General features: G+C 69.3%; 20 protein-coding genes. 14 read left to right on the top strand and 6 right to left on the bottom strand.

Annotated elements, in window-relative coordinates:
• The first annotated feature begins 32 nt into the window (after positions 1-32).
• From CMS_RS09635 to CMS_RS16220, 3 genes are all read left to right on the top strand, one after another.
• A complete protein-coding gene (locus CMS_RS09635) occupies positions 33-1,214 on the top strand; it encodes an acyl-CoA dehydrogenase family protein (protein ID WP_012299277.1) in 1,182 nt (393 codons plus the stop codon).
• Positions 1,215-1,413: 199 nt separating this feature from the next.
• A complete protein-coding gene (locus CMS_RS09630; protein ID WP_012299276.1) occupies positions 1,414-3,222 on the top strand; it encodes a DEAD/DEAH box helicase in 1,809 nt (602 codons plus the stop codon).
• A 97-nt stretch (positions 3,223-3,319) separates the two neighbouring features.
• Positions 3,320-4,282 carry an IS481-like element IS1121 family transposase gene (locus CMS_RS16220; protein ID WP_012299275.1) on the top strand — a complete coding sequence of 321 codons (963 nt, stop codon included), beginning with the start codon at positions 3,320-3,322 and terminating at the stop codon, positions 4,280-4,282.
• A 42-nt stretch (positions 4,283-4,324) separates the two neighbouring features.
• Here the strand turns inward: CMS_RS16220 and CMS_RS09620 are convergent, their stop codons facing one another.
• The 3 genes from CMS_RS09620 to CMS_RS09610 form a co-directional block, all read right to left on the bottom strand.
• On the bottom strand, positions 4,325-4,789 hold the full coding sequence (locus CMS_RS09620; protein ID WP_041464598.1) for a hypothetical protein: 465 nt from the start codon (positions 4,787-4,789) through the stop codon (positions 4,325-4,327).
• Between the two features lie 48 nt (positions 4,790-4,837).
• The gene (locus CMS_RS09615; protein WP_041464597.1) at positions 4,838-5,329 is read right to left on the bottom strand and encodes a hypothetical protein; all 492 of its coding nucleotides are present in this window, start codon (positions 5,327-5,329) and stop codon (positions 4,838-4,840) included.
• Between the two features lie 128 nt (positions 5,330-5,457).
• A complete protein-coding gene (locus CMS_RS09610) occupies positions 5,458-6,084 on the bottom strand; it encodes a response regulator transcription factor (RefSeq protein WP_094146269.1) in 627 nt (208 codons plus the stop codon).
• A gap of 402 nt (positions 6,085-6,486) precedes the next feature.
• Here CMS_RS09610 and CMS_RS09605 point away from each other — a divergent pair, with 402 nt between their 5' ends.
• The 4 genes from CMS_RS09605 (at position 6,487) to CMS_RS09595 (ending at position 12,549) form a co-directional block, all read left to right on the top strand.
• Complete coding sequence (locus CMS_RS09605) at positions 6,487-7,296, top strand: NAD-dependent epimerase/dehydratase family protein (RefSeq protein ID WP_012299271.1); 810 nt, start codon at positions 6,487-6,489, stop codon at positions 7,294-7,296.
• Positions 7,297-7,812: 516 nt separating this feature from the next.
• On the top strand, positions 7,813-8,280 hold the full coding sequence (locus CMS_RS17135) for a hypothetical protein (RefSeq protein WP_012299269.1): 468 nt from the start codon (positions 7,813-7,815) through the stop codon (positions 8,278-8,280).
• 148 nt (positions 8,281-8,428) lie between these two features.
• A complete protein-coding gene (locus CMS_RS09600; protein ID WP_223842624.1) occupies positions 8,429-9,712 on the top strand; it encodes an MFS transporter in 1,284 nt (427 codons plus the stop codon).
• Positions 9,713-9,816: 104 nt separating this feature from the next.
• A complete protein-coding gene (locus CMS_RS09595) occupies positions 9,817-12,549 on the top strand; it encodes a phosphoenolpyruvate carboxylase (RefSeq protein WP_012299267.1) in 2,733 nt (910 codons plus the stop codon).
• A 983-nt stretch (positions 12,550-13,532) separates the two neighbouring features.
• On the opposite strand, the gene CMS_RS18340 is transcribed toward CMS_RS09595, so the two are convergent.
• The 3 genes from CMS_RS18340 to CMS_RS09585 all read right to left on the bottom strand — a co-directional run bounded on the left by CMS_RS18340 (position 13,533) and on the right by CMS_RS09585 (position 16,841).
• Complete coding sequence (locus CMS_RS18340; protein ID WP_086935904.1) at positions 13,533-14,123, bottom strand: trypsin-like peptidase domain-containing protein; 591 nt, start codon at positions 14,121-14,123, stop codon at positions 13,533-13,535.
• Between the two features lie 295 nt (positions 14,124-14,418).
• Entirely contained in the window at positions 14,419-15,408 is a 990-nt protein-coding gene (locus CMS_RS09590) for an Abi family protein (RefSeq protein WP_012299266.1), read from the bottom strand.
• A gap of 329 nt (positions 15,409-15,737) precedes the next feature.
• A complete protein-coding gene (locus CMS_RS09585; RefSeq protein ID WP_012299265.1) occupies positions 15,738-16,841 on the bottom strand; it encodes a threonine aldolase family protein in 1,104 nt (367 codons plus the stop codon).
• Positions 16,842-16,969: 128 nt separating this feature from the next.
• On the opposite strand from CMS_RS09585, the gene CMS_RS16625 reads away from it, so the two are divergent.
• The 7 genes from CMS_RS16625 to CMS_RS09550 all read left to right on the top strand — a co-directional run bounded on the left by CMS_RS16625 (position 16,970) and on the right by CMS_RS09550 (position 23,239).
• Positions 16,970-17,932 carry an IS481-like element IS1121 family transposase gene (locus CMS_RS16625; RefSeq protein WP_012299264.1) on the top strand — a complete coding sequence of 321 codons (963 nt, stop codon included), beginning with the start codon at positions 16,970-16,972 and terminating at the stop codon, positions 17,930-17,932.
• 221 nt (positions 17,933-18,153) lie between these two features.
• Complete coding sequence (gene atpB / locus CMS_RS09575) at positions 18,154-18,948, top strand: F0F1 ATP synthase subunit A (RefSeq protein ID WP_086935903.1); 795 nt, start codon at positions 18,154-18,156, stop codon at positions 18,946-18,948.
• A 46-nt stretch (positions 18,949-18,994) separates the two neighbouring features.
• On the top strand, positions 18,995-19,228 hold the full coding sequence (locus CMS_RS09570) for an ATP synthase F0 subunit C (RefSeq protein ID WP_012299262.1): 234 nt from the start codon (positions 18,995-18,997) through the stop codon (positions 19,226-19,228).
• An 11-nt stretch (positions 19,229-19,239) separates the two neighbouring features.
• On the top strand, positions 19,240-19,806 hold the full coding sequence (locus tag CMS_RS09565) for a F0F1 ATP synthase subunit B (RefSeq protein WP_041464595.1): 567 nt from the start codon (positions 19,240-19,242) through the stop codon (positions 19,804-19,806).
• On the top strand, positions 19,806-20,597 hold the full coding sequence (locus CMS_RS09560) for a F0F1 ATP synthase subunit delta (protein ID WP_012299260.1): 792 nt from the start codon (positions 19,806-19,808) through the stop codon (positions 20,595-20,597). Before CMS_RS09565 ends, CMS_RS09560 begins: the two co-directional genes overlap by 1 nt.
• Before the next feature lie 55 nt (positions 20,598-20,652).
• Positions 20,653-22,290, top strand: coding sequence for a F0F1 ATP synthase subunit alpha (atpA, locus tag CMS_RS09555; protein ID WP_041464594.1), 1,638 nt, complete (start codon positions 20,653-20,655; stop codon positions 22,288-22,290).
• Positions 22,291-22,339: 49 nt separating this feature from the next.
• Positions 22,340-23,239, top strand: a complete 900-nt coding sequence (locus CMS_RS09550) for a F0F1 ATP synthase subunit gamma (RefSeq protein WP_012299258.1) — start codon at positions 22,340-22,342, stop codon at positions 23,237-23,239.
• Positions 23,240-23,253 lie beyond the last annotated feature (14 nt).

Here is a 23,253-nt window from a genome sequence, read left to right as displayed (position 1 = left end):
GGACCGGCGGACCGGCGGGGGAGACTGGGCGCATGACGCCCGACGCCCCGGCCGACCCGCTCGCGCACCTCGACGACGCGCTCCTCGACCGGATCCGCGCACGGGCTGCCGGCTACGACGCCCGCAACGCGTTCTTCGCGGAGGACCTCGACGAGCTGCGGGACGCCGGCCACCTCCGGCTCCTCGTGCCGCGCGCGCTCGGCGGGTCGGGCGCATCCCTCGCCGACGCCGTGCGCGCGCAGCACCTCCTCGCCCAGGCCGCGCCCGCCACGGCGCTCGGCGTCGGGATGCACCTCGTCTGGACCGCCGCCGCCCGGATCCTGGCCGACCGCGGCGACGACTCGCTCCGCGGCGTCCTCGAGGACGCCGGCCGCGGCGAGCTGCTGGCCTTCGCGATCAGCGAGCCCGGCAACGACCAGGCGCTCGCCGACGCGCTCACGCGGGCCGAGCCCGACGCGGACGGCGGGTACCGGTTCACGGGCACCAAGGTCTCCTCCAGCATGGCGCCCGCCTGGACGAGGCTCGGTCTCTTCGGACGCGACGGCACGGATCCGGAGCGGCCCCTCCTCGTGCACGCCTTCGTGCCGCGCGACGCCGCCGGCCTCGAGATCGTGCCCGACTGGGACACGCTCGGCATGCGGGCGACCCAGAGCCACACGGTGATCCTGCGGGACGTGCGCGCGAGGCCCGCCGACGTGGTCCGCCGCCGCGAGCACGGCCGTCGCGACGACCCGTTCGTCCTCGCCGTGCTGCAGGCGTTCGAGCTGCTCATCGCCGCCGTGTACGCGGGGATCGGGCAGCGCGCGCTCGACCTCGCCGTGGAGTCCGCGCTCCGCCGCACCTCGCGCGCGGCCGGCGGCGCGACGCTCGCGGCCGACCCCGGGATCCGGCACCTCGTCGCGGAGGCGGCCCTCGCGCAGGACGCGCTCCTCCCGCAGCTCACGGCGCTCGCCGCCGACGTCGACCGCGGCGTCGACCACGGCGACCGCTGGGCGTCCCTCCTCGTCGGCGCCAAGGTCCGGGCGACCCGCACGGCGGCCGAGGTCGTGCAGCGCGCGGTCGCGGTCGCGGGCGGCGGATCCTTCCAAACGGGCGACGAGCTCGGCCGCCTGTACCGGGACGTGCTCGCCGGCGGCTTCCACCCCTCGAGCGACCGGCAGACCGCGGAGACCATCGCGACCACGCTGCTCGGACCGGTCCCGCGCACGTCCTGAGCGCCTGCCGGACGGACGGTGGGAGCTGATGCGGCGCCGTGCGCGGCGACGCGCCCGGCCCGTCGCGGAGGCCCGGATCCGCCCGGGTCGCGCGCCGCCGACGCGAGGCCGCATGCGACACGGATCCGCCCGCCGCGAGCAGCTCGCGCGCCCCGGCGATCGACGGGAGCGTCCCCGGGTGCGGGTATCGTGAGGTCGAGTGAGCACCCTCCCGACCCCTCCACCGCACGTCGGATCCGCCGCGGCCGAGCACCTCTCGCCGGCCTTCCCGGAGCGCGCCGCCTGGGGCACCGTCAGCAAGCTGCGGGCCTGGCAGGAGGAGGCGCTCACCGCGTACTTCGAGAAGGAGCCGCGGGACTTCCTCGCCAACGCGACGCCGGGCGCCGGCAAGACCACGTTCGCGCTCCGTCTCGCGTCCGAGCTGCTGCACCGCAAGACCGTCGACCGGATCGCCGTGGTCGCCCCCACCGAGCACCTCAAGAAGCAGTGGGCCGACGCGGCCGCGCGCGCGGGCGTCCGCCTCGATCCCATGTACAGCAACTCCTCCGGCGCGCTCGGCCGGCACTACCACGGGGCCGCCGTCACGTACGCGCAGGTCGCGGCGAACCCCTACCTGCACAAGACGATGACCGAGTCGAGCCGCACCCTCGTGATCCTCGACGAGGTCCACCACGGTGGCGACGCGCTCAGCTGGGGCGACGCCATCCGCGAGGCCTTCGAGCGCGCGACCCGACGCCTCTCGCTCACCGGGACGCCGTTCCGCTCCGACACCGCGCCCATCCCGTTCGTCAGCTACCTCCGCGACCACCGCGGCGTCCGCCTCTCGCAGACCGACTACGACTACGGCTACTCACGCGCGCTGGCCGACGGCGTTGTGCGGCCCGTCATCTTCCTCGCCTACGCCGGCAGCATGCGCTGGCGCAACAAGATGGGCGACGAGATGGAGGCGCAGCTCGCCGAGGGGAACACCAAGGACATCACGTCGCAGGCGTGGCGCACGGCGCTCGCCCCCGACGGCGAGTGGATCCCGCAGGTGCTCGCCGCCGCCGACCGGCGCCTCAGCGAGGTGCGGCAGTCGATCCCCGACGCCGGCGGCCTGGTCATCGCGACCGACCACACGACCGCGCGGGCCTACGCGGCGATCCTGCAGCGGATCAGCGGGCAGCCCGTCACCCTCGTGCTCTCCGACGACGTCGAGGCGAGCGCCAACATCGACCGCTTCTCCGCGAGCACCTCGCGCTGGATGGTCGCGGTGCGCATGGTCTCCGAGGGCGTCGACGTGCCGCGGCTCGCCGTGGGCGTCTACGCCACCAGCGCGTCCACGCCGCTGTTCTTCGCGCAGGCCGTCGGGCGCTTCGTCCGGGCCAGGCGCCGCGGCGAGACGGCGTCGATCTTCCTGCCGAGCGTCCCCAACCTCCTCGTGCTCGCCAACGAGCTGGAGCGCCAGCGGGACCACGCGCTCGACCGCGACTCCTCGAAGGAGGGCGACCTCTACAACCCCGAGGACGCCATGATGGGCGAGGCGAACCGCAGCGAGAAGGGATCCGACTCCCTGCTGAGCGAGTTCTCGTTCGAGGCCATGGGGTCTGAGGCCACGTTCGACAAGGTGCTCTTCGACGGCGCCGAGTTCGGGCAGATGGCCGACGTCGGCAGCCTCGAGGAGGAGGAGTTCATCGGGCTCCCCGGCATCCTCGAGCCCGAGCAGGTGCGCGAGCTCCTCGCCCAGCGGCAGCACCGCCAGTCGAGGCACGCGAGCGAGCGCGAGCGGAAGCAGGCCGAGAGCGGCGCGCCGAAGGACCCCGACGACATCCCGCTGTACCGCACGCTCAAGGAGCAGCGCCAGCTCCTCAACAGCCTCGTCGGCATGCGCGCGAAGCTGCACGGCGAGCCGCACGGCCTCGTGCACGCCGAGCTCCGTCGCGTGTGCGGCGGACCCGCGGTCGGCCAGTGCAGCGTGACGCAGCTGCAGCAGCGCATCGACCAGCTCCGGAAGTGGATGCGCAGCTAGCTGTACTCGGCCGTGACGTTGGTGACACTTCGGGGCGTGTGAAGAGGCCTCCTGGCTTGATGGAGCTGTTCAGTTCAACCATCGCCAGGAGGCCTCGATGTCCCACGGTAATGCTCGTCTGACGGTTCACGGGAGGGTTCTCCTCGTGCGGCGGGTGGTGGAGGATCGTCGGCCGGTCGCGCACGTCGCGCGGGAGCTGGGGGTGTCGTGGCAGTGCGCGCATCGATGGGTGAACCGGTTCCGTGCCGAGGGGCTGCGAGGGCTGACGGATCGGTCATCGCGGCCCCGGTCAGTACCGAGGCGAACGAGCCCGGAGCGGGAACGGGCCGTGCTGGAAGCGCGGGCCCAGTTGCGGGCGGGTCCTGCGCGGCTGGCGCCGGTGACAGGTGTTCCATCCCGTACGATCTCCCGCATCCTGCGCCGGCACGGGGCGCCGCCGTTGGCATGGTTGGACCCCGTCACCGGGGCCGTGATCCGGGCATCCCGGTCAACGGCGCACCGGTATGAGCACGAGCATCCGGGTGATCTGATCCACGTGGACGTGAAGAAGCTCGGGAGGATCCCGGACGGAGGCGGCTGGCGGGTCCACGGGCGCAGCGAGCAGGTCCGCGGCCGCGGGATCGGGTTCGATTACGTCCATGCCGCGGTCGATGACCACACCCGTCTCGCCTACGCGGAGATCCATCCCGATGAGAAAGGCGCGACCGCGGCCGGGTTCCTGACCCGCGCAGCGGCGTACTTCGCCGGGCATGGGATCACCCGGATCGAGCGGGTCATCACGGACAACGCGTTCGCCTACCGGCACTCGACCGCGTTCAAGAACGCCGTCCAGGACCTGGGCGCGCGGCAGAAGTTCATCCGCCCGCACTGCCCCTGGCAGAACGGCAAGGTCGAGCGCTTCAACCGGACCCTCGCGACCGAGTGGGCCTACCGGCAACCCTTCACCAGCAACCAACACCGGGCCGACGCGCTTGACCCCTTCATCGAGCACTACAACACTGAACGAATCCACTCAAGCCACGGGCTCACGCCCGCGGCCCGAGTGTCACCAACGTCATGACCCAGTACAGCTAGGGGCGCGGCGGAGTCCACCGGACGCGGCTCATCCGGTGGCGACGCCGTCCGGAGGGCTGTCCTGCTCGGCATCGCGGCGTGCTGTCTTGCGCTCCATGCCCTTGACGAAGGGCCAGTAGACGAGCATCGCGATACCGGCGGCGAGGACCGCGCCTTCCGCGCGAGCGAAGTAGACGCCGAGCATGAGGCTGAGGATCGCCCAGAGCACCACCAGCTCGACTCCGCTGCCGATGACGCCCGCCGGCCGTGAGCCGCGCACGTGCTTCCCGACCGCGTCGACGACGGTGCCGGCGAGGAACAGCAGCGGGTAGATCCACAGCAGATGGAGGAGGTGGGCGGTGCCGACCTCGTCTCGGAGCCCGCCGGCTTGCGGCAGCAGCGCCCCGGCGAAGAGGCCGGCGACCATCGGCAGGGACGCGACGACGACGGCGCCGAGGAGGAGCAGGAGCATGATCGCCCCTCCGGTGATGCCGGGCCTGGGTGCGGTGCTCATGTGTCCTCCTCGGTTCCGTCCGTCGTCGTGCGCCCTGCCGTCAGCCCATCAGAGGAACGTGACGATCCACTGGGCGGCGTAGCGCGCCACGTCCGGCGGCAGCCCCGCGCTGGTGAGGGCCGTGAAGATGCCGACCTCGGCCATGCCCTCGACCTCGTCGATGAGGTCGTAGAGCTTGTCGGCGTACGGCCGGATCTTGGCGGGCAGGTACGGCTTCCCGTACCGCAGGGCGGCCTTGATGGCATTCTTGGCGATCATGCCCCACGCCTGCGTGGAGACCTGGCCCTTGTCGGGGACGGCCATGCGCTGCGCTGCCGCGGCGGCCGCGGTGTCGCCCTGGGCGCTGGCCCGCGCAGCCACGTCCGCCCACTGCGCCTGCGTGAGGAGCACGGGTGTGCCGGGCGTGACGGTCGATCCGGTGGAGGTCCCCGACGTGGGGGCCGCGGTCGCGGCACTGGCTCCGAGGCCGGTGAAGACCAGGGCGCCAGCGACTGCTGCGGCGGTCAGGCGGGTGGTGCGGGTCCTGCGATTCGTGTTCATGTCATCCGCTTCCATGTGTCGGTGACCAGCTCCGGAACCGGTCGGGGTTCGACGTCATGGACGAATCTAGGGACGCGGCTCGGCGGAGGGATCCCCCAGGCGGGGGAATACTCGGACCGTTCGGGGGGTCACGGCCTCGCGCCCATCTGGTACGCCCTCACGGCCAGCGCCACGCGATTGCGACACGCCAGCTTGCGCATCAGTGAGGCGACGTGGGACTTGACGGTCTCCGAGCTGAGCGCGATCTCTTCGGCGATCTCGGCGTTCGACCAACCCAGCAAGACTCCCTGGAGCACATCACCCTCGCGTGGGGTGATGCCGATGGTCTCGCAGGCGACGGTGGAGATCCCGCTCGTGGCGACGGCGGATCCGCCTGCAGCGGCGACATGGACGGCCCCGGCCAGGGCTGCGACGGGGGCCCGCGCATCGAGGGCCCCGTGCGCGCCGTCGCGCACGAGGTCGATGCCGTCCTCGCGCGTGAAGGAGTCGCACACCACCACGCAGGCGGGGCGGGGCGAGGGATCCGACGGGGCGACTCCGTCGACGCCCGACGCCCGAAGTGCCGAGAAGAGCGCACGGTCCATGAGCACGACCTCGGGCGCGGCCAGTCGGAGCAGGTCGTCCAACCCGTCGGGACCGAGCGCGTAGCCCACGACGGCGATGTCGTCCGCGAGCGCCAGCGCGTCCCGCAAGAGGCGAGCCCGGGCCGGATCGTCCGCCGCGACGACGACCGTGACCGCGTCTGACCGCTCCATCGAGGCACCCCCATGCCGCCCCGCCCAGCGCGGGGTGCTCACGACGCTACGGAGGGCGAGGGCCCTCGCGCGTCCGCTGGAGGGGGGACCTCGTCCAGACGCGCGGGCTCCCGTCCGCCCGCCTCACGGCGGACTGCTTGACCGCGGCGGCCTTCGACGGCGGGATCCTGCGCGCGATGGGCAGGAGCTCGATCGTCACCGGCGCGGCCACCGCTGACACGTGCGTGCTCGGGGCGCTTGCGGCCTACCCGCTCGCCCGGCGGGCGACGCGGCTCGACGAGCTGGTGTTCGCACGCACCGTGGCGCTGATCATGGTGCCGCTGCCCTCCTCGTCGGGCCTGCCCCACGCCAAAATGGGAGGACGGCCGCGCCGCGCGGCGCTTCGACGACGAGGGGATCCGCATGGGCACGATCACGATCACGGGAGGATCCGGCCGGATCGCCACGAGCATCCGCCACCTCCTGCTCGCCGCCGGGCACGAGCTGCGGCTGCTCGACGTGGTCGCGCCGCCGACGCCGCTCGCGCCGGGGGAGACCTCGGCCATCGTCGACACCACCGACGTGGACGCGTGCACCGAGGCGTTCCGCGGATCCGACCTCGTGGTGCACCTCGCGGCGCACGCGGCCGAGCGGCCGTGGGAGGCGATCCAGCGGGTGAACAACGACGGCGCGCACGCCGTGCACGAGGCGGTCGTGCGGGCGGGGGTGCCGCGGATCCTCGCGGCCAGCTCCATCCACGCCGTCGGCTTCCTGCCCGCCACCGAGGCCGCGCGCGACGACGTGCCCGCACCCCGGCCCGACACGTTCTACGGCCTGAGCAAGGTGCTGCTCGAGGGTCTCGGCAGCATGTACGCCGACCGGCACGGGCACGTCGTGGTGAGTGTGCGGATCATGACGGCCGAGCCCGAGCCGTCGCAGGCCCGCAGCGTCTCGACCTGGCTGTCGCCAGGCGATGCGGCACGTCTCGTCGAGGCCGTGCTGCGGTGGGACGAGCCCGGCCACCGCATCGTCTGGGGCGTCTCGCGGAACACGCGCCGCTGGGTGTCGCTCGCGGCGGGCGAGGCGATCGGCTACCTCCCCGAGGACGACGCCGAGGTCTTCGCCCACCGCTTCCCGGAGCTCGGGGAGGACACGTCGCCGCCCGCGGGCGTGCTGCTGGGGTCGATCTTCACGGAGGTCGAGCTGGGGTCCGACATGGGGCGAGGCCGCTAAGGAGCTGGTATCCAGCGGTGCGAAGCGCGTAATAGTCGTCTTGAAGAAGATCACGCGTCCCCTCTTGTGGGGGCAGGGGTCAGGGTGCTACTGCGGCGAGGCTTTGTAGCCTTCGCCTACGGGGTACTCGCTCACCCCAATATTTTTGCGAATTAGCCATGCCACGAAGGCCATAAACGAGTTTCGGAGACAAGAAGTTGCTTTTCGCAAAGAGGCAACCCTCGAAATGCTCGATGTCTACGATCCCGAAACCAAGATACTTGGCGCCGCTATTGGTGGCGATGTTCCTCCCCGGGAGATGGGCCTTGTGCTCGGTGACGCGTTGCGCAATATTAGGGCGGCCCTCGATAATCTGCTTGTAGTGATGTTGGAACGCGAAGGCAAAGTCGTCACACGTAGTCATCAATTCCCACTGCAAAGCAAAAACAATTCGGTGGCACGCAAGACTTTTGGTACCAACGTGGCGGGCGTGTCCGCGGGAGATCGCGCGATCATCACAAAGTACCAGCCGTTCGCATGGGAGGGCAGGCGGATCAGCACCCGTTCAACAAGTTGTCTGTATTCTCTAACGCCGATAAGCATGAGATGCTCTTGCCGAGCGCAATGGCCTACGAGTGGTACCTCGAGGACGAGGGCGGGGAAATCGAGTACCTCACTCCTGTTCTTCAGACGACTCTCGAAAGAGCCGGCCAATTGCGTGTAACGGCGACAGTCAGCGGAGTGCAAAACGCGGAGATAGATGGAGCGCTTCGCTTTTATGTAGACGATCCGAACAGGTTTTGGGAGGCTACGCTAAAGAATGTTACGGGGGATCCGCGTTTCACATATTCAAAGGCACCTCAAGTCTCAGTGGGTTTTAAGCATGCAGGCTTGCAGATAACCCATCCTGTGCTGCTCAGCATCCACAAGATGGCAAGGGAGCTCGCTACCGAAGTGGGTGAAAGCTGGGGCTATGTTATAACTCACGCGGAGAGTGAAGAATAGGCAAGCAGGCTGTCGGGTTATAGAGCCCATTCGGGGTGGTCTGGGAAGATCTCTCCAAAGGATACGTGAAGTTAAATTGCGCGTGTGGGCTTGGATGGGGCGCTTGAGGTCGTTTGGGAGGGTGACGGGGCGGACGTACGCTTTCCCCATGCGGTCCTTCCGACGTGCGGGATCCGCACTCACCCCCGAGCCCGGCGACGGCGCCATGCCCGACGCCCGCGGCCCCGTGCGCGCACCCCGCGCCCCGCGCGCGAAGCTCCCGCGCGACGTGCTCGTCCTCGGCATCATCGCGTTCTTCGTGATGGTCGGCTTCGGCGTGGTCGTGCCCGTGCTGCCCGTCTACGCCGAGAGCTTCGGGGTCGGCAGCTTCGAGGTCGGCGCGGTCATCTCCGCGTTCGCGCTGATGCGCTTCGTGATGAGCCCGTTCGTCGCCCGCCTCATCGACTGGAGCGGGGAGCGCACGGTGCTCGCGGTGGGCATCGGGATCGTCGCCGTCTCCTCGGGCCTCGCGGGCCTCGCGCAGGACTACGTGCAGCTCCTCCTCCTCCGCGGCGCCGGCGGCATCGGGTCGGCGATGTTCTCGGTGGCGGCGATGACGCTGCTGCTCGGCTCCACGGAGCCCACGCGACGCGCCCGCGCGATCGGCTTCTACCAGGGCGGCTTCCTCATCGGCGGTATGGCCGGCCCCGCGCTCGGCGCCGTGCTCGCGCAGATCTCGCTCACCGCTCCCTTCTTCTTCTACGCGGCCACGCTCGCGGTGGCCAGCGTCATCGGCCTGCTGCTCCTCCGGCCGCGCACGCGCGAGGTGCAGGCCACCGGCGCCGACGAGGTCGTGATCCCGTTCGGCCGCGTGCTGCGCGACCCGCGCTACCGCGCGGCGCTGCTCGCGAACCTCGGCAACGGGTGGGCGTCGATGGGCGTCCGCAGCGCGCTGATCCCGCTGCTCGTCGTCGCCGTGATCGGCGCGGATCCGTCGGCCACCGGCATCGCGTTCGCGTGCGCCGCCGTGGTGCAGGCGCTCGCGCTCGCGCCCGCCGCGCGCTTCGTGGACACGCGCGGTCGCCGGCCCGCGATCGTCGGCGCGTACGGGGTCGCCGGGCTGCTGATGATCGCGATCCCGTTCGCGCCCGACATGGTCGTGCTCACCGTGCTGCTCTGCGTCTACGGCGCGGCCGCGTCGTTCATGGGCACGGCCCCGGCCGCTGCGGTCGGCGACGCGGCGGGAGCCCGCAGCGGACGACCCGTCGCGGTGTTCTCGATGGTGTCGGACCTCGGCGCCATCGTCGGCCCGCTGGTCGCGGGCTTCCTCGCGGACGCGTTCTCGTACCCGGTCGCCTTCGCCACGGGCGCCGTGCTCCTGCTCGCCGCCTCCGCCTACGCGCTGCTGCGGATGCCGCGGGACGAGCGCGTGGCGGCCCCCGCCGCGAGCTGATCCGGTCGCCTCGCGCGCCCTCCACAGCCGGATCCGCGGCCGGAGCGCGCGTCCTCGGACGTCATGCGCAGGATCGGCCGCGCGCTGTCCGTATCCTCGACTCCGTGACGACTCCCCCGAAGAAGCCGCTTCCCCTCGAGCACGACTCCACCCGCGACGGCACGCGCGACGCCGTCGAGCCGGCGCTCCGCTCCGACGTCAGCCACCTCGGCGGCCTCCTCGGCCAGGTGCTCCGCGAGTCCGGCGGCGAGGATCTGCTGCGCGACGTCGAGCGCCTGCGCGAGCTGGTCATCGACGCGTACGAGAGCGCGCGCGACGCCTCCATCGACGACGCCGAGCGCCTCGTTGCCACGTTCACGCCCGAGCGCGCCGAGCAGGTCGCCCGGGCGTTCACCTGCTACTTCCACCTCGCGAACCTGGCCGAGGAGCACCACCGCGTCCGTGTCCTCCGCGAGCGCGAGGCGGCGGCGGGCTTCGTGCCCGACTCCATCCCGGACGCGGTCGGCACGCTCACCGAGGAGCTCGGCCGCGAGGAGGCCATGCGCCGCCTCGGCGAGATGCGGTTCCACCCGGTGCTCACGGCGCACCCCACCGAGGCGCGTCGGCGGGCGGTGGCCACGGGGATCCGCCGCATCGGCGACCTGCTCACGGAGCGCGACGGGGCCATGGCCGGCACGCTCACCGGTGCGGACATCGACCGCCGGCTGCTCGAGGAGATCGACGGCCTGTGGCGCACCTCGCCGCTGCGCACCACGCGGCCCACGCCGCTCGACGAGGTCCGCACCGCGATGGGCGTCTTCGACCAGACGCTGTTCGAGGTCGTGCCGCGCGTCTACCGCCTGCTCGACGACTGGCTCCTCGGCGAGGAGGCCGGCGTCCGCGACGCGGTCGCGCCCGCGTTCTTCCGGCTCGGCAACTGGATCGCGGCGGATCGCGACGGCAACCCGTACGTCACCGCCGCGGTCACCGAGGAGGCCGCGGGCATCGCCAGCGAGCACATCCTGCTCGGCCTCGAGCGCGTCGCCCTCCGCGTCGGACGATCCCTCACGCTCGGCGACGCCGACACCCCGCCGAGCCCGGAGCTCCGCGAGCTGGCCGCCGCGCAGGACGCGCTCGCGCCGCACCTCACCGCCCGCATCGGCACCCGCGCGCCCGCCGAGCTGCACCGCCGCGTGCTGCTCGTGATCGCCGGCCGCCTCGCCGCCACGCGCGAGCGCCACGACGACCCCATCGCCTACCCGTCGGCCGCCGAGCTGCTCGCCGACCTCCGCGTGCTGCAGGGATCGCTCCGGAGCGCGGGCGCGCACCGCATCGCGGGCGGCGAGCTGCAGGGCCTCATCTGGCAGGCCGAGACCTTCGGCTTCCACCTCGCCGAGATGGAGGTGCGCCAGCACTCGCAGGTGCACCGCGAGGCGCTCCGCGAGGTGCTCGCCGTGGCCGCGGCGGATGCGTCGGGCGACGCCGTCCCCGAGCTCGCGCCCATGACGGTCGAGGTGCTCTACGTGTTCCGCGCCCTCGCCCGCCTGCAGGAGCGGCACGGCGTCGCGCCCTTCTGCCGCTTCATCGTGTCGTTCACGCAGTCGGCCGACGACATCCGCACGGTGCACGAGCTGGCCGCGCTCGCGCTCGGCTCCGCGGAGGACGCGCCCGTGCTCGACGTCATCCCGCTGTTCGAGACGTTCGCCGATCTCAACGCGAGCACCGAGATCCTCGACGGCATGATCCGGCTGCCCCAGGTCGCGGCCCGCCTCGAGCAGACGGGGCGGAAGCTCGAGGTCATGCTCGGCTACTCCGACTCGTCGAAGGACGTCGGGCCCGTGTCCGCGACCTTCGCGCTGTTCGACGCGCAGGCCCGCATCGCCGCGTGGGCGCGCGAGAACGACATCGAGCTCACGCTCTTCCACGGCCGCGGCGGCGCCCTCGGGCGTGGTGGCGGCCCGGCCGACCGCGCCGTCCGGGCCCAGCCGCCGGGATCCGTCGACGGCCGCTTCAAGCTCACCGAGCAGGGCGAGGTGATCTTCGCCCACTACGGCGACAAGCGCATCGCCGCCCGGCACATCGAGCAAATGGCCGCCGCGACCCTGCTCGCGTCCGCGCCCTCGAACGAGGAGCGCAACGCGGCCGCCGCGCAGGGATCCGCCGAGATGGTGCGCACGATGGACGAGGCCTCCCGCGCCCGCTTCTTCGAGCTCGTGAAGGCGCCCGGCTTCGCGCCGTGGTTCACGCAGGTCACGCCGATGGAGGAGATCGGGCTGCTGGCGCTCGGTTCGCGGCCCGCCCGCCGCGGCCTGTCGGTCGAGTCGCTCGAGGACCTGCGGGCCATCCCGTGGGTGTTCGCGTGGACGCAGGCGCGCATCAACCTCACGGGCTGGTTCGGCCTGGGGTCGGCGCTGGCCGCCGTCGGCGACGAGGCCGTGCTGCGCAAGGCCTACGACGAGTGGCCGCTGTTCACCTCGATGATCGACAACGTCGAGATGTCGCTCGCCAAGACCGACGGCCGCCTCGCGGAGCGCTACCTCGCGCTCGGCGACCGGCCGGATCTCGCGGCGCTCGTCACCGAGGAGATGGAGCTCACGCGCGAGTGGGTGCGCAAGGCCACCGGGCGCGGCGACATCCTCGAGGGCCGGCCGGTGCTGCGCCGGGCGGTGCGTCTGCGCAGCCCGTACGTCGACGCGCTGTCGCTGCTGCAGCTCCGCGCGCTCCGTGCGCTGCGCACGACGGCCTCCGCTGCGACCGGCCAGGCCGCTCCCGGCCAGGCCGACCCGACGGATCCGGACCACCGGCTCCTGCTGCTCACCGTCAACGGCATCGCGGCGGGGCTGCAGAACACGGGGTGATCCGCGCCCGCGCGTGACACGGCGGCGGCCGGCTCCCGATGGGGCCGGCCGTCGTCGTTTGTTGCCAGGGGATGTCGAACTTAGAGGCCGCGGAGGGTGTTTCATTGAGAACCCCTTTACCAGACTCATCACCGGCCTGGTCTATAGAGGTAGGAGCACCCGTGAAGGCACGGTCGCATATCGGCCACCCACGGAGTCCGGTGTGCGGTCATCCATCGAGACGGGGTCTCGTGGTGTCACGTCCGCATTAGTAGCGTGGCAGTTTGACTGCGCTGCCCTAAATTGCTTCGTTCATTAGGTTCGTCGACGTAGATAGCCCTGGAGGAAAATGATGGAAGTTGACCGGCTTAGGGTGACCCGTCGTTGCAGCGAGATGCGTTGCTCTTAGGCTCACTCGAACGAACGTGAAGAACTTATTTGCAGAGAAAAACCGCTCCGCGTCGATGAAACCGCCCAAAGTGCCGTAATGCTCCGCGGGTTAGGTGCTCTCGTTGCCAAGTCGGGTCTCTATGTCTGAACGGCAGTTCATTGCGGCGCAACTGAGGTTGAGCGCGATGTCCGCCAGGTCCGTAGCCGCCACCGGTCGGACTTCGATCTGCACCATGCGCAGAGCATTGATGGGCATCCGACAGGGTTGAATCCGGACGCATCAGTCTGATGCGTTAAAGAAAAAGGGCGTCGGCGCATGACTCCGGCGATAGTGCCCGATGCGCACCTGAGCATGTTCGCGACAAGGTGTCTAGCGGGAGTCATCCCGCTCCGGGAAGAGCGCCGCCGTGCCAGCCGTCACCACCTCGTCAACGGCTGACGCTTTCCAGACGTAGCCCAAATTTGATCCGTCCCAGGCGCGACCAGAGTAGATACCAAGGAAAATAGAGGCGGGCGGCCAACCGATGGTTGACGCAGTAGCGCCTTGATGCCAGACCGTGCGCTCGTTAGTCAGCACGTACACCGGCGCCCCCGAGAGGCCTTGGTGGGTTGTGCTATCGATGAAAAAAAGTCGGGAAATCGCCCAGGACCTCGAGATCTAATTCGGAGGCGATAACGCCTTGCGTCCAGATAGCCGCCCCGGGCAGACCGCCAGAGTGGCCCCAAGGATAGCCGACTACAAGGACCGAATTTGTAACCCTGACGGATGGAGCGGAGCTGCTTGGCGTCGAAGACATAGAGGCCGTATCGACGGGACGGGCCATATGAAGTTCCGTCGCTCCCTCCGGGCCGAGGGGTAGTGCGGCAATATCCGCGGACGCTCCAAAGCGAGGATGCTCAAGCCATCGCGGCTGAAGGTCGGTGTCATATAGGTCCACCTGGTGATCGTGCGTGATGCCAGTGGTGCCTTGTGTGATCCAATTCAGCGACCGTGGTCGCCTATGACCTACTGTGTCTAAGCTGCGGTGCGTAATGTTATCGAGGCCCGTCGCGACGTGTCGGTTGGTCACTAGATAGTCGAGGCCGTTAGCGCGCGCTATAAAACCTGTTGCGCTTCCGATCGGGCCCAAGTCGTCCTTTGGTACAACCGGAACGCTGGATGTGGTGATCGGATTCAAAGCAATGGTCTCATTTAGGTCTGACATCTAGATCCACTCTCGTCGCCCTCTTGTGCGAGAGGGGTCGATACCTTGTTTTCGGGTAAAGAATCTATACCATGGTTAGCCGGTGGCCGCGAGCATATCAGCAACCGCTGGCAATCAGATTCTCCCGCCCGACCCGCCCGACCCGGCCGACCCGCCCGACCCGCTCGGCGGAAAGCTCGATGCCGGGACGGCGAAGGCGACACTGATGGCGCTGCATCAAAGTTTGTTAGGGAACCGTTCGCCGGGCGGCTAGTGGTACGCATTAAAGATTCGAACTCGTCGTCGCCCTCAGGGATCAGGCGCGTTCTTTCCACAGGTCCTGCTCAATCCAGCCAGCGGCGACGCCCATGGATCCCACGTTCAGTCTGGCCGTAGTTGGGAAGTTGCGGAGGAGGGCCGCTACTCTGACAGCCCAATCACGGCCCGGGTGCACGGTTTCTAGGACGTAGGCCATTACCGCGAGGGCGCTGTAGGTGCCGAACTGCTTCGGTGCCTCCTCCTGTGTGAGGTGCGCAAGGAGCGGGACGGTGTTGCCCTTCGGTCTCTTAAGTGCACTCACAAGCTTTCGGTTGTAGAGACGAGAATGATGCGCAGCAACATTCCGGACGTAGTTTATGGTCGCGATCCAGCTCTGCATAAGCTGCTTCGTAGGAACACCGAACGCTCCGGCGATCTCCGTCGCAATGTCATTGCGCAGCCCACCGTACAAGCGGGAGGTGTGTCCGAGCTCAAGGATCTCGGTTAGGGCCCAGATCGGCATGCGGTCGTCGTACTTGTGGCGGAAGTGGGCTACGAAGGCCTCGTCCGAGTTGTTCTGTCGCTGCCGCACGCGTTCGAGCCATGCCTCATGACGGCTTGGTGCAGGTTCACCGTCCTCGCCCATCTGTGGATCTGTGAATGCAGACAGGAAGGCAGAAGCGTCTTCATGCGCGAACGCTGACCGCTGCCCAAGCGAGTAGCCGAGCTGCATGCGCAAAGCAATCTCGATGCGCTCGACTCCTTCGAGTACAAGCATCCGCAGTTCACGATCGAAGTCGATCAACTGCGCAGCGTCATCCATGCGGACTCCAGGCTCGTAGGAGCTCAGGATGCGGGTGCGCTTGCGACCGTCGTCATCGACGTAGCGCTCGGACTGGCGGAAGGGGTAGAGGTACCCGGTCAAGCGGTAGTACCCGACGTTCCGGAGGATGGCGCCAGCCTCGCGCCGGTCCCCTACCTCCAGGCCTCGACGGGAGAGCCCCTCGATCTGGTCCTCGATCGATAGCCACGGCTTGGCATACTCCATTGGGCGCTCCCGGGAAAAGAAAATCGGCCCGAGCCGTAAGGCGAGCGGGCCGATCGTGATGGGTTGACTCTACTACATATTGGGCCCCGCCCCCCGAACGGATCGCCATGTCATGGTCAAGTTCCGATAGGGGATCCTCGTTCAGATGCGATGATGGCCCCGATGCTCAGCCGCCAGGGCGTTCGTGCTGCAGGGCTTCGTTCCTGACGACCTTGTGCGCAGGCGGTGATCCGTCACCAGACGTTGCTTCGACGAAACCGCTCCAGACCGCGCAGATGATGCCGAAGGTCGCCGCTATGGCCTCGGGTCCCGTCGACGTCGACGGGACGCTACCCCGCCCCGACCTCCCGGCGGATCGCCGTGGCGAAGCGGTCGATGTCGTCCTCGGTGGTGTCGAAGGAGCACATCCAGCGCACCTCGCGGCGGGCCGGATCCCAGTCGTAGAAGCGGAACTCGCCGCGGAGGCGGTCGGCGACGCCCTCGGGGAGGATCGCGAACAGGCCGTTCGCTTGCGTCTCCTGCGTGAACTCCACGCCGTCGACGCCCTCGAGCGCGGCCCGGAGGCGCGCGGCCATGCCGTTCGCGTGGCGCGCGGAGCGGAGGTACAGCGGCACGCCGTCGACCTCGGATCCGAGCAGCGCCAGCAGCTGCGCGCTCACGAACCGCATCTTCGACGCGAGCTGCATGTTGAGCTTGCGCAGGTAGGTGAGTCCCTCGGACGCCTCGGGGTCGAGCACCACGATCGCCTCGCCGTAGAGCAGGCCGTTCTTGGTGCCGCCGAAGCTGACGACGTCGACGCCCGCGTCCGACGTGAACGCGCGGAAGGGTGCGTCCAGCGTGGCGGCGGCGTTCGACAGGCGCGCACCGTCCATGTGCAGGCGCATGCCGCGCTCGTGCGCATGGTCGGCGATCGCCCGCACCTCGGCCGGCGTGTAGACGGTGCCGAGCTCGGTGGTCTGCGTGATGCTCACGGCGAGCGGCTGCGCGCGGTGCTCGTCCCCCCAGCCCCACGCCTCGCGGTCGATGAGCTCGGGCGTCAGCTTGCCGTCCTCGGTGGGCACCTGGAGGAGCTTGATGCCGGCGACGCGCTCGGGGGCGCCGCCCTCGTCGGTGTTGATGTGGGCCGTGGTCGCGCAGATCACGGCACCCCAGCGCGGCAGCATCGACAAGAGTCCGGTGACGTTCGCGCCCGTGCCGTTGAAGACGGGGAACGCCTCGGCGCCGCGGCCGAAGTGCTCGCCGACGACCTCCTGCAGGCGGGCCGTGTAGGCGTCGCCACCGTACGCGACCTGGTGCCCGTCGTTCGCGGCCGCGATGGCCGCGAGCACCTCGGGGTGGATCCCGGAGTAGTTGTCGGAGGCGAACCCGCGGGCGGCGGTGTCGTGGAGGCGGAGGGGGGAGACGGGGGAGGCGGCGTCGGTCACGGTGTCCATCCTCGCCTACCGGGCCGGTGCTCCCGGCCTGGTGTACTCGGCCATGACGTTGGTGACACTTCGGGGCGTGTGAAGAGGCCTCCTGGCTTGATGGAGCTGTTCAGTTCAACCATCGCCAGGAGGCCTCGATGTCCCACGGTAATGCTCGTCTGACGGTTCACGGGAGGGTTCTCCTCGTGCGGCGGGTGGTGGAGGATCGTCGGCCGGTCGCGCACGTCGCGCGGGAGCTGGGGGTGTCGCGGCAGTGCGCGCATCGATGGGTGAACCGGTTCCGTGCCGAGGGGCTGCGAGGGCTGACGGATCGGTCATCGCGGCCCCGGTCAGTACCGAGGCGAACGAGCCCGGAGCGGGAACGGGCCGTGCTGGAAGCGCGGGCCCAGTTGCGGGCGGGTCCTGCGCGGCTGGCGCCGGTGACAGGTGTTCCATCCCGTACGATCTCCCGCATCCTGCGCCGGCACGGGGCGCCGCCGTTGGCATGGTTGGACCCCGTCACCGGGGCCGTGATCCGGGCATCCCGGTCAACGGCGCACCGGTATGAGCACGAGCATCCGGGTGATCTGATCCACGTGGACGTGAAGAAGCTCGGGAGGATCCCGGACGGAGGCGGCTGGCGGGTCCACGGGCGCAGCGAGCAGGTCCGCGGCCGCGGGATCGGGTTCGATTACGTCCATGCCGCGGTCGATGACCACACCCGTCTCGCCTACGCGGAGATCCATCCCGATGAGAAAGGCGCGACCGCGGCCGGGTTCCTGACCCGCGCAGCGGCGTACTTCGCCGGGCATGGGATCACCCGGATCGAGCGGGTCATCACGGACAACGCGTTCGCCTACCGGCACTCGACCGCGTTCAAGAACGCCGTCCAGGACCTGGGCGCGCGGCAGAAGTTCATCCGCCCGCACTGCCCCTGGCAGAACGGCAAGGTCGAGCGCTTCAACCGGACCCTCGCGACCGAGTGGGCCTACCGGCAACCCTTCACCGGCAACCAACACCGGGCCGACGCGCTTGACCCCTTCATCGAGCACTACAACACTGAACGGATCCACTCGAGCCACGGGCTCACGCCCGCGGCCCGAGTGTCACCAACGTCATGACCCAGTACAGCTAGCCGCGCGCCCTCGGGCGCCGGAAGAGGGGACGCGATTAGTCAGGGCACCCTCATTGTTGATAGTCTCTTTCGTGACGATTCCCGTCGGGCCGTGCCCAGTTCCACCTCACGCCGGCGTCTTCTCACCCCATCCGTTCGTCGCCGCGAGAGTTCGCGCTCCACGCCCCGAAACAGGAGATAGCGCTGTTAGCCACCGCTGCACCCAGCATCATCACCCTCGCCGCTGAAGACTCGGGTGAGGGGTTCCACCCTCCCACGCTCGAGGAGTTCTTCCCGCCGATCGCCTTCTTCGAGGGCACGGGCTTCGACCTCAACCGCATCATGCTCATCAGGCTCCTGGTGATGGCGGTCCTCGTCGTCCTGTTCGTCGTCGGCACGCGCAAGCTCGCGCTGGTGCCCGGCCGCGGCCAGAACCTCGTCGAGATGGGCGTCGACTTCGTCCGCGTCAACATCGCGGAGGACATCCTCGGTAAGAAGGACGGCCGTCGATTCCTGCCGATCATCATGACCATCTTCTTCCTGGTCCTCGGCATGGACCTCACGGGCGTCGTCCCCTTCCTCAACATCGCCGGCACCTCGGTCATCGGCCTCCCGCTCCTGCTGGCGCTCGTGGCGTACGTCACGTTCATCTACGCCGGCATCAAGGACCGGGGCGTGATGTTCTTCAAGAACACGCTGTTCCCCGCCGGGGCGCCGAAGCCGGTCTACCTGCTCCTCACGCCCATCGAGTTCCTCTCGACGTTCATCATCCGGCCGGTCGCGCTCACGCTCCGACTCCTGATGAACATGCTCGTGGGGCACCTCCTGCTGGTGCTCTGCTTCTCCGCGACGTGGTTCTTCCTCTTCGAGGCGCAGGGCGCGCTCAAGATCCTGGGCGCCGGCACCCTCGTCCTCGGATTCGCGTTCACGCTCTTCGAGCTGCTCGTCGCCGTCCTGCAGGCCTACATCTTCGCCCTCCTCACCGCCGTCTACATCCAGATGGCCGTGGCGGAGGAGCACTAAGCGATCTCGTCCACCGACGAGATCACCCAACCGGAAGGAACCCCCAGTGGACCCCATCATCACCGCCGAGATCACCGGCAACATCGCGACCGTCGGCTACGGCCTCGCAGCGATCGGCCCCGGCATCGGTGTCGGGATCGTCGCCGGCAAGACCGTCGAGGCCATGGCCCGCCAGCCTGAGATGGCCGGCAGCCTCCGCACCACGATGTTCCTCGGCATCGCGTTCTCCGAGGCGCTCGCGCTCATCGGCCTCGCGACCTACTTCATCTTCACCAACTAGGGGAGACGCACATGCTCACGCCCCACAACGTGATGGCGGCAGGTGAAGAAGCGCCGAGCATCCTCCTACCCGCGGTCTACGACATCGTGTGGTCGGCGGTCGTGTTCGTCGTCCTCCTGGTCGTCATCTGGAAGTACGCGCTCCCGCGCGTCTACGCCATGCTCGACGGCCGCACCGAGGCGATCGCCGGCGGCATCGAGAAGGCCGAGCGCGCGCAGGCGGAAGCCGACGCCGCGAAGGCCGAGCTCACCGCGCAGCTCGTCGAGGCACGCGCGGAGGCCGGTCGCATCCGCGAGCAGGCCCGTGTCGACGCCTCGGTGATCGCCGCGGAGATCAAGGAGCAGGCCACGGCCGACGCCGCCCGGATCACCGCGAGCGGCACGCAGCAGATCGAGGCGGAGCGCCAGCAGGCGGTCGTCTCGCTCCGCTCCGAGGTTGGATCGCTCGCGATCGACCTCGCGTCGGGCGTCATCGGCCAGAGCCTCGCGGACGACCAGCGCTCCACCGCGCTCGTCGACCGGTTCCTCGCCGACCTGGAGGCCAGCGAGACCGCCGGCAGGACGGGATCCGCCAGCTGATGGGCAGTGCATCGCGCGCATCGCTGGACTCGGCACGCCGCGTCCTCGCGGAGCTCGGGGGCGTCGACCTGTCGACGGCCGGTCAGCTCCTCGGAGCCGGCCGCGCCATCGGCGGATCCACGCACCTGCTCTCCGCGCTGGCGGACACCGGCATCGCGCCGGAGGTCAAGCACAGCATCGTGGACCGGGTCTTCGGCGCCACCGTGCAGGAGCCGACGCTCCGCGTCCTCCGCGCGGTCGTCGACGGCCGCTGGTCGTCGCACGACGAGCTGCTGGCGGGCATCGAGGAGCTCGGCATCCGCGCCGTGGCGATCTCGGCGCCCGAGGGCACGCCCGTCGAGTCCGAGCTGTTCACGTTCGGCCGCGCCGTGTCCACCGACGACGGCCTCGAGCTGGCGTTCGGGGACAAGCTGGGCGACCCCGAGGCCAAGTCGACGCTCGTCCACCGTCTCCTCGACGGCCGGGCATCGGAGCAGACGGTCGTCATCGTCGAGCAGCTCGTGCAGCAGCCCCGCGGCCGCCGCATCGGGGAGCTCGTCCGTCACGCCGCCACCCTCGTCGCCGACCAGGCGGGCCTCACCATCGCCACGGTCAGCGTCGCCTCGCCCCTGTCGCCCGAGCAGTCGGAGCGCCTGGCGCAGGCGCTGAGCCGCCGGTACTCCCGGCGGATCGAGCTGAACCAGGTCGTGGACCGCGATCTCGTCGGCGGCCTCCGCGTCCAGATCGGCGACGACGTCATCGACGGCAGCGTCGCCACCAGGATCAACGATTTGAGACTCCAGTTCGCCTGACCGGCGGGCGTCACCTCGGGGGCCGCAGGCTCCCGTGAATGCAAAGGGAAAGAAGATGGCAGAACTTTCGATCAGCCCCGACGAGATCCGGGACGCGCTCAAGGACTTCGTGCAGTCCTACGAGCCCGGCAAGGCCTCGACCACCGAGGTCGGCTACGTGCTCGACGCGGGCGACGGAATCGCCCACGTGCAGGGCCTGCCCGGCGTCATGGCCAACGAGCTCATCACGTTCGCCGACGGGACCCTGGGCCTCGCCCAGAACCTGGAGGAGAGCGAGATCGGCGTCATCGTGCTCGGCGAGTTCGCCGGCATCGAGGAGGGCATGGAGGTGCGCCGCACCGGCGAGGTGCTCTCCGTCCCCGTCGGCGACGGCTACCTCGGCCGCGTCGTGGACCCGCTGGGCAACCCCATCGACGGCCAGGGCGAGATCGCGAACGAGGGCCGCCGCGCCCTCGAGCTCCAGGCACCCGGCGTCATGCAGCGCAAGAGCGTGCACGAGCCCATGCAGACCGGCATCAAGGCCATCGACGCCATGATCCCGATCGGCCGCGGCCAGCGCCAGCTCATCATCGGCGACCGCCAGACCGGCAAGACGGCCATCGCGATCGACACGATCATCAACCAGAAGGCCAACTGGGAGTCGGGCGACACGAACAAGCAGGTCCGCTGCATCTACGTCGCCATCGGCCAGAAGGGCTCCACCATCGCCTCGGTGCGCGGCGCCCTCGAGGAGGCCGGCGCCATGGAGTACACGACCATCGTCGCGTCCCCCGCGTCCGACCCCGCCGGCTTCAAGTACCTCGCTCCCTACACCGGCTCGGCCATCGGCCAGCACTGGATGTACGGCGGCAAGCACGTCCTCATCATCTTCGACGACCTGTCCAAGCAGGCCGAGGCCTACCGCGCTGTCTCGCTCCTTCTGCGTCGTCCGCCGGGACGCGAGGCGTACCCCGGCGACGTCTTCTACCTGCACTCCCGCCTGCTCGAGCGCTGCGCCAAGCTCTCGGACGAGCTGGGCGCCGGATCGATGACGGGCCTGCCCATCATCGAGACGAAGGCGAACGACGTCTCGGCGTACATCCCGACCAACGTGATCTCGATCACCGACGGCCAGATCTTCCTGCAGTCCGACCTCTTCAACGCCAACCAGCGTCCCGCGGTCGACGTCGGCATCTCGGTGTCCCGCGTCGGCGGCGACGCGCAGGTGAAGAGCATCAAGAAGGTCTCCGGCACGCTCAAGCTCGAGCTCGCGCAGTACCGCTCCCTCGAGGCGTTCGCGATCTTCGCGTCCGACCTCGACGCGGCCAGCCGTCGCCAGCTCGCCCGTGGCGCGCGCCTGACGGAGCTGCTCAAGCAGCCCCAGTACTCGCCGTTCCCCATCGAGGAGCAGGTCGTCTCGATCTGGGCGGGCACGAAGGGCAAGCTCGACGAGGTGCCCGTCGAGGACATCCTCCGCTTCGAGCGCGAGCTGCTCGACCACCTCCACCGCAACACGGAGGTGCTGTCGCAGCTCAAGGAGAAGAACGTCCTCACCGACGACATCATCGACGCGATGGACAAGGCCGTGGACCGGTTCAAGCTCGAGTTCCAGACGGGCGAGGGCAAGCCGCTCGCCTCCGTCGGATCCGAGAAGTTCGAGCCCGCCAAGGCCGAGGACGTCAACCAGGAGCAGATCGTCAAGGGCAAGCGCTGACGCGCTTGTCCCACCGATCCGCCACCGACCGAGACCGATAGGGAGACCAATGGGAGCGCAACTCCGGGTCTACACGCAGAAGATCAAGTCCGCGCAGACGACGAAGAAGATCACCCGCGCGATGGAGCTGATCTCCGCGTCGCGCATCCAGAAGGCGCAGCAGCGGATGGCGGCGTCCGCGCCGTACTCCCGCGCCGTCACGCGCGCGGTCTCGGCGGTGGCGACGTTCTCCAACGTCGACCACATCCTCACGACCGAGCCCGAGAAGGTGGAGCGGGCGGCGATCGTCATCTTCGCCTCCGACCGCGGCCTCGCCGGCGCGTTCAGCTCCAGCGTCCTGAAGGAGTCGGAGCAGCTCGCCGAGCTCCTCCGTTCGCAGGGCAAGGAGATCGTCTACTACCTGGTGGGCCGCAAGGCCGTCGGGTACTTCAAGTTCCGCAAGCGGGATTCGGAGCGCATCTGGACCGGCAGCACGGAGAAGCCCGAGTTCGAGACCGCGAAGTCGATCGGCGACGCGCTCGTGGAGAAGTTCGTGACGCCGGCGTCCGAGGGCGGCGTGGACGAGATCCACATCGTCTTCAACCGCTTCGTGTCGATCGCCACGCAGAAGCCGGAGGTCGTCCGCCTGCTGCCGCTCGAGGTCGTCGAGGGGGTGGAGGCGCCCGTCGAGGGTGCCGTCCTGCCGCTCTACGAGTTCGAGCCCGAGGTGGGCGACGTTCTCGACGCGCTGCTCCCCGTCTACATCGAGAGCCGCATCTTCAACGCGATGCTGCAGTCGGCCGCCTCCGAGCACGCCGCGCGCCAGAAGGCCATGAAGTCGGCGAGCGACAACGCTGACAAGCTCGTGACCACCTACACGCGGCTGCGGAACAACGCGCGCCAGACCGAGATCACGCAGCAGATCTCCGAGATCGTCGGCGGCGCGGACGCGCTCGCCTCCAGCAAGTAACACTCCTGCTCCAC

Origin of the sequence: Clavibacter sepedonicus, from assembly GCF_000069225.1 — a bacterium.
GTDB lineage: Bacteria > Actinomycetota > Actinomycetes > Actinomycetales > Microbacteriaceae > Clavibacter > Clavibacter sepedonicus.
Note: the sequence above shows the minus strand (reverse complement) of the source record. Positions and strands in the feature narration are given on the sequence as shown.